At 48.8% G+C, this 6,552-nt stretch carries 4 protein-coding genes and 3 pseudogenes; 5 read left to right on the top strand and 2 right to left on the bottom strand.

Features of this window, described 5'->3' with window-relative positions:
- Nucleotides 1–131 precede the first annotated feature (131 nt).
- The 4 genes from EZ315_RS15820 to EZ315_RS15835 are packed head-to-tail and all read left to right on the top strand — an operon-like array spanning nt 132 to nt 2,831.
- Nucleotides 132–602 carry a hypothetical protein gene (locus tag EZ315_RS15820; RefSeq protein ID WP_135472932.1) on the top strand — a complete coding sequence of 157 codons (471 nt, stop codon included), beginning with the start codon at nt 132–134 and terminating at the stop codon, nt 600–602.
- On the top strand, nt 590–724 hold the full coding sequence (locus tag EZ315_RS16880) for a Mur ligase family protein (protein ID WP_135472933.1): 135 nt from the start codon (nt 590–592) through the stop codon (nt 722–724). The genes EZ315_RS15820 and EZ315_RS16880 overlap by 13 nt, the downstream gene beginning before the upstream one ends.
- Nucleotides 721–1,659, top strand: a complete 939-nt coding sequence (locus EZ315_RS16885) for a Mur ligase family protein (protein ID WP_135472934.1) — start codon at nt 721–723, stop codon at nt 1,657–1,659. Before EZ315_RS16880 ends, EZ315_RS16885 begins: the two co-directional genes overlap by 4 nt.
- 56 nt (nt 1,660–1,715) lie before the next feature.
- Nucleotides 1,716–2,831 carry a D-alanine--D-alanine ligase family protein gene (locus tag EZ315_RS15835; RefSeq protein WP_242452636.1) on the top strand — a complete coding sequence of 372 codons (1,116 nt, stop codon included), beginning with the start codon at nt 1,716–1,718 and terminating at the stop codon, nt 2,829–2,831.
- Nucleotides 2,832–2,938: 107 nt separating this feature from the next.
- Here EZ315_RS15835 and rlmH read toward each other — a convergent pair.
- A pseudogene (rlmH, locus tag EZ315_RS15840) lies at nt 2,939–3,412 on the bottom strand (23S rRNA (pseudouridine(1915)-N(3))-methyltransferase RlmH).
- Between the two features lie 22 nt (nt 3,413–3,434).
- On the opposite strand from rlmH, the pseudogene nadC reads away from it, so the two are divergent.
- Nucleotides 3,435–4,281: pseudogene (nadC, locus tag EZ315_RS15845) on the top strand (carboxylating nicotinate-nucleotide diphosphorylase).
- Nucleotides 4,282–4,370: 89 nt separating this feature from the next.
- Here the strand turns inward: nadC and ligA are convergent.
- Nucleotides 4,371–6,382: pseudogene (gene ligA / locus EZ315_RS16890) on the bottom strand (NAD-dependent DNA ligase LigA).
- Between the last annotated feature and the right edge of the window lie 170 nt (nt 6,383–6,552).

Below are 6,552 nucleotides of genomic sequence, written 5' to 3' on the forward strand. Positions count from 1 at the left end.
TTGGAGAGATTGCAAAAAAATAGTATAGATTTTAGTCATAAGTATTAAGGAAAAGACATGAAACAATCCTAAGCGCAATTGCTGCTCTTCTCGCCATAGCCTGTTTTTTCGTGGAGTTTAGGCGTGATCTTATGATGCTTCAGCAGAACTCCTACCGCAACGAACGTTACAGCCGTTGGCTGCGTGCTTCGCAGGACACCACCTCTGCCATGCGTCTTGTGAGTGGAGCTGTGGTTCTCGCATCAATGTCGACACTATCAGTGCCTGTAGTGTCGATGTCGCTTATAGCATTTGTCTCAGCCGTCAATGTTATTATCCTTGTCAGACGCAGGTACAAGAAGCCGCTTGTGATGACCAACAGGGCTTGGCGTATTTTCTCGGTGATGCTTATCCTTGCGGTTGTGATTGTTGTGTCGACCGGAATTGTAGGGTGGAAGTACGGTAAAGGATTCGAATATGCGGCAGTGGCATCGCTCTGTGTGTTCTGCTTCTCTCATCTTTTCTCAATGTCAGCCAACTGGCTTCTCAAGCCGGTGGAGAAGCATATCAACAACGTTATTACAAGGATGCCGAACGGATTCTGCGCTCAATGCCTGACCTGAAGATAATAGGAGTGACAGGAAGTTACGGCAAGACTTCCACCAAGCATTATCTTAACAGGATACTCTCCGAGCATTTCGATGTCATGATGACTCCCGGAAGCTATAACACAACAATGGTGTGATACGTACTGTGCGCGAATACCTGAAGCCTTACAACGAGGTGTTTATCGTTGAGATGGGTGCCAAGCAGATAGGGGATATCAAAGAGATTTGCGACCTTGTTCATCCTTCTGTGGGGATTGTGACAGCAGTCGGCGAGCAGCATCTTGAATCGTTCAAGAGCATAGAGAATGTGCAGCGTACCAAGTTTGAGCTTATTGACTCGCTCCCTTCCGACGGAGGTCTTGCTGTCATCAATGATGATTTCCCATATGTGGCAAATCGTCCGGTAAGCAATGTGGAGTGTGTGCGTTATGCAGTGTCCAATCCTGGTAATGCAGGTTATGTTGCCACTGACATCACTTATACACCTGCCGGGACGCAATTCACTGTAAGGACACCTCAGGGTGCGTCTCTGGAATTCTCCACGCGTCTGGTAGGGGAGTGCAACGTGAGCAATCTCCTTGCGGCAGTCATTGTCGCCATGCGTCTTGGTGTACCTGAGGATAAGATAAGATATGCTGTGGGACAGATAGAGCAAGTGGAACATCGCCTGAACATGAAACGTACCCCCGGAGGAGTCACCATTATTGACGACGCGTTCAATTCCAATCCCACCGGATCCTCAATGGCTCTCGATGTGCTCGCAATGATGACACAGGGAAGGCGTATTGTGGTCACTCCTGGTATGATTGAGCTTGGTGACAGGCAGGAGGAGCTGAACCGTAATTTCGGGCAAAAGATTGCTGCATCAGCTGACATTGCCATTGTCGTGGGTGAATACAACAGGGAAGCAATAGTCGACGGCATCAATGAAAGTAAAGAGAAAGATGCATCGTCGGCGACTGAGGTCCACACTGTTCCTACATTCCTTGACTCACAGAGTCTGTTGGGTTCCATTCTCCGTCCAGGTGACACGGTGCTTTATGAGAATGATCTTCCTGACACCTTCAAGTAGCTTAAATTTCCAAAGATAAATAAACATATAATCCTCAGCCATGGGCTGAATAAATTATGAAAACCAATATAGGAGTATTCTTCGGCGGCCGTTCCACCGAACATGAGATCTCGGTGATATCGGCATCGCAGGCAATGCACGCCATCAATCGTGACAAGTATGATGTCACACCTATATACATCTCCAAGCAGGGACGTTTCTACACAGGTGACGCTCTTTTTGATGTGGCTAATTATCGTGATATTCCATCGCTTCTTGCCAAGTGCACCCAGGTGTATATGGAGCCGTCATATGGCGATTACAATCTCTACCGGGTGAAGAAACCGATGTTCGGATCGGCTGTGCTTACCACGCTTGATGTTGTGATCCCTGTGCTTCATGGCTCCAACGTCGAGGATGGAATCTTTGAAGGGGTTCTTGAGACCATAGGTATTCCGTATGCAGGATGCAACACTCTTGCAAGTGCCAACGGTATGGATAAGATCACCATGAAGATGATTCTTCGGGAGTGTGGTGTCCCTGTGATCGATTATGTGTGGTTCACTGACAAGGAGTGGTTCAAGAAACGTGATGAGCTGATCGCCCGGATTGAAGATAAGATCGGTTATCCTGTAATTGTCAAGCCTGCCAATCTCGGATCGAGTGTGGGCATAGGTCGTGCTGCAAATCGCGAGCAGCTGATCGGGAAGATTGAGATTGCAGAGAAATATTCTTCACGTATCATTGTGGAGCATATGGTCGACAATCTTAAGGAAATCAACTGTTCGGTGCTCGGTGATTGTGACGAATATCGCTCATCTGTGCTCGAAGAGCCAATCAAGAGTGCTGAGATCCTCTCGTATGAGGACAAGTACATGGGCGGAACGAAGGGAGCCAAAGGTATGCAGGCATCGCAGAAACGTATCCCAGCCGATCTCCCAGCCGGGATGACCGAACGCATCCGCTTCCTTGCCGGTGAGACATTCCGAGTGCTCGGTTGCCATGGTGTGAGCAGGATTGACTTTATCATTGACGATGACACCAAGGAGATTTTTGTCAATGAGATAAACACTATTCCGGGGTCTCTTTCTTTCTATCTTTGGGAAGCTACAGGCTTGTCGTTTGATGCTCTTATGGATACACTTGTCAAGCTCGCTCTTAAGCGTAAGCGTGAGCAAGGCAGAAAACCGTGAGCTACGACCAGAATATATTCTCCCTCTCCGGAGGCGTCAAAGGCGGAGTGAAAGGCGGGATAAAGAAATGACCTATGAAAGGCTTTCTCGCCTTTTATACCCACATGTCAGTCATGATGATACGGCTCTCCTCGCAGTATGGTCATTGCCCGGTACACTTGCTCGACAAAGAACAGCCTCACCATTTCGTGGGTGAATGTCATTCGTGAAAGCGACATTTTACTGTCAGCCCGGGAGTACACCTCCTGCGAGAATCCGTAAGGTCCGCCGATAACGAAAACGAGTCTTTTTTAACCCCTGGTTCATTCGGCGGTCGATCATGGTGGCGAATTCCCTTGAAGTCATTTCAATGCCGCGCTCATCAAGCAGGCACACATGGTCGCCCGGTTGAAGTGAAGCCATTATTCCGGCTCCCTCCTTCTGTTTCTGGACCTCTTCTGTGATACCGCGGGTGGATTTCAGATCAGGTATGATGACAATGTCCATCGGTGCATACCGGTTCACTCGTTTGAGGAATTCGCTTGTGGCATCAGCGATATATTGTGTGGATGTCCTCCCACAGCTATCAATACTATTTTCATGCTTCAAAGTTAATCAAAAAATATGAAAACAACCGACCAACTTATCGATGATCTGCTCACCTTGGCATTCGCCGAGGATGTGGGCGACGGTGATCACACTACTTTAAGCACTATCCCCGATACTGAGCGTGGAGTACAGCGTCTCATTGTGAAGGAAGAGGGCATAATCGCCGGTGTCGAAATAGCCCGAAAAGTGTTTGAGAAATTCGACCCCAGCTTAATATGACAGTCTACATCAATGACGGTATGCATGTGAAGCCTGGCGATGTAGCATTTGAGGTGGAGGGCAAAGTGCGCTCGCTCCTTCAGACCGAGCGTGTGATGCTCAACATCATGCAGCGTATGAGCGGTATTGCCACCCAGACTGCAAAGTATCAGCAGCGTCTTGAGGGGTTAAAGACTAAAGTGCTTGACACTCGCAAGACCACTCCCGGTATGCGTATGCTCGAAAAGGAGGCTGTACGTATCGGCGGAGGATGCAACCACCGTATAGGCCTCTTTGACATGATTCTTATCAAGGATAATCATATTGACTTTGCCGGAGGCATTCCTCAGGCTGTGAAGGCGGCTAAGGATTATTGCAAGGCTAAGGCAAGGATCTGAAAATTGAGGTAGAGGTGCGTAACACCGATGAGATCAACCAGGCTCTTGATGCTCAGGTCGATCGCATTATGCTTGATAATTTTACTCCTGAGCGTACTCTGGAAGCGGTGAAGCTTATCAATGGTCGCACCGAAGTGGAGTCGTCAGGAGGTATAACTCTCGACACTCTCCGTGAATATGGTGAATGTGGAGTGGACTTCATATCAGTGGGTGCCCTCACTCATTCTGTCAAGGGACTTGATATGAGCTTCAAGGCTGTGAAGTAATATTGTTTGATAAATAAAAGCCGTCAGCGGTATGGAATGGCTAACAGCCTTACCCATACCGCTGACGCTTTATAATATATGTTGCCGTTTTATGCTTGGCCGATCATTTCAAGGAACTGGCTCTCGTTGATGATCGGATTCCGAGCTTTTGGGCTTTTTCCAGTTTGGATGGACCCATATTGTCCCCGGCAAGTACATAGTCAGTCTTTTTTGAGATTGATCCTACGTTTTTGCCTCCGTTCTTTTCGATGAGTGCCTTATATTCATCCCTGGAATGCAATGCGAACACGCCGCTTATAACTATGCTCTTACCATCAAGGATTGTAGTGTGGTCGGAGGTATCCTCTTCAGGCATGCTCATCTGCACTCCTGCCTCACGCAGCCTTTCTACAAGTACACGGTTGGGTTGGTAGGCGAAATGCTCTATAATCGAGTCAGCGATTCGCGGTCCCACATCGTCGATGGCTATAAGCTCTTCGGCTCATTGACATGATGGCATCTATGTTCTTTGCGGCTCGCGCTACCTTTCTTGACAGGGTGGCTCCAACATAGGGATTGACAAGGCATACAGCACACGGTCGAATGTGACTGATTTTGAGGCTTCCACTCCTTCAAGAATCCTGTCGGCAGTGCGCGGGCCCACTCGGTCCAGTTCCCTGAGAGCCGGTGTGGTCAGTGTATAGAAATCGGCTATGTCCTTTACAAGTCCTGCGTCATATAGCAGCGAACAGTTTTCGTCGCCGACGCCTTCGATATCCATCATATTGCGCCCCACGAAGTGCTCCAGACGGCCTATTATCTGTGGGCGGCACCCATATTTGTTAGGACACAGCCATGCGGCCTCTCCCGGAATTCTTATAAGCCGAGTGCCGCAGTCGGGCAATGTGTCACAAATTCCACCGGTCTGCTTCCTGCTTCGCGGGCGTCTGTATCTACACCTGTGATCTTGGGGATTATCTCGCCGCCTTTTTCCACATATAGCATGTCATGCTCGTGGATGTCAAGGTTCTTGACTATGTCCTCGTTGTGGAGCGATGCGCGCTTTACTATTGTGCCTGATAGAAGGACCGGATCAAGATTTGCTACCGGAGTGATCACCCCCATACGTCCTACCCTCAAACGACACCTCTCTGAGCCGTGTCTGGGCTCTCTCGGCGGCAAACTTGTAGGCTATGGCCCATCTTGGGGATTTGGCTGTGTATCCGAGATTGAGTTGCTGGCGCAGATTATTGACCTTGAACACAAGACCATCCGTTGCAACCGGAAGATTACGCCGTTCGATATCCATCTGTTTATGAAGTCATCGACCTCCTGCGCGCTGTGTAGAAGAGTCATCACGTCGCTTACCTTGAAGCCCCATTCCCGTGCCTTAAGCATGTTTTCGTAATGGTTGTCGACAGGGAGTTCATCCGACAGCAGTAGTAGAAGTAAGCGTCAAGCCCGCGTTTTGCAACGATTGATGAGTCGAGCATCTTGAGTGTCCCTGCGGCAGCGTTTCGCGGATTTGCGAAAAGAGGTTCTTCATTGAATGCGCGTTCCTCATTGAGCCTGTCAAACTCTTTCCAGGGGAGCACGATCTCGCCGCGTATCTCGAATGTCTCAGGCCAGTCACCGGTCGGAAGTACCAAAGGTATGCTTCGTATAGTCTTGACATTGAGAGTGACATCGTCACCTTTTTCTCCGTCGCCACGTGTCACGGCACGCACAAGTCTGCCATGTTCATAGGTAAGCGAGATGCTTGTGCCGTCATATTTCATCTCTCCCACCAGAGGGACCGACAGCAGTCCTCCCGAGTTTCCGAGCGAATCATTGCATCGGTCGATCCAGTCGTTCACCTCCTCCAGAGAATATGTGTTCCCGAGCGACAGCATGGGGCGTGAATGCGTTACCTGGTGAATCCTTTGGAAAGGTCCGAGCCCACACGATGACTTGGTGACAGCGGATCATCGAGATCCGGATTGTCATGCTCAAGCTTTTCAAGCTCTTTCATGAGCATGTCATATTGGCGGTCATCTATCTCGGGCGCATTCTCTACATAATAGAGTCGGTTGTGGCGGTTGAGCTGTTCTCTCAGCTCTTTGATTCGTTCTGATGGGGTCATTAATGTTGTAATCTAAAAGGATGTGTCGCAATTGTATTGATCACGACACATCCATAATTTATACATGTAGTTGTTTATTATCCGCAGTGGAAATATTCTTTCACAAGAGATTTTCTTCTTCCGGGTTTTCCTTAAGGCGTTCAGCAAGATTCGAGTCATTGAAAGCCTTG

This window comes from Duncaniella freteri (genome assembly GCF_004766125.1).
Taxonomy (GTDB): Bacteria; Bacteroidota; Bacteroidia; order Bacteroidales; family Muribaculaceae; genus Duncaniella; species Duncaniella freteri.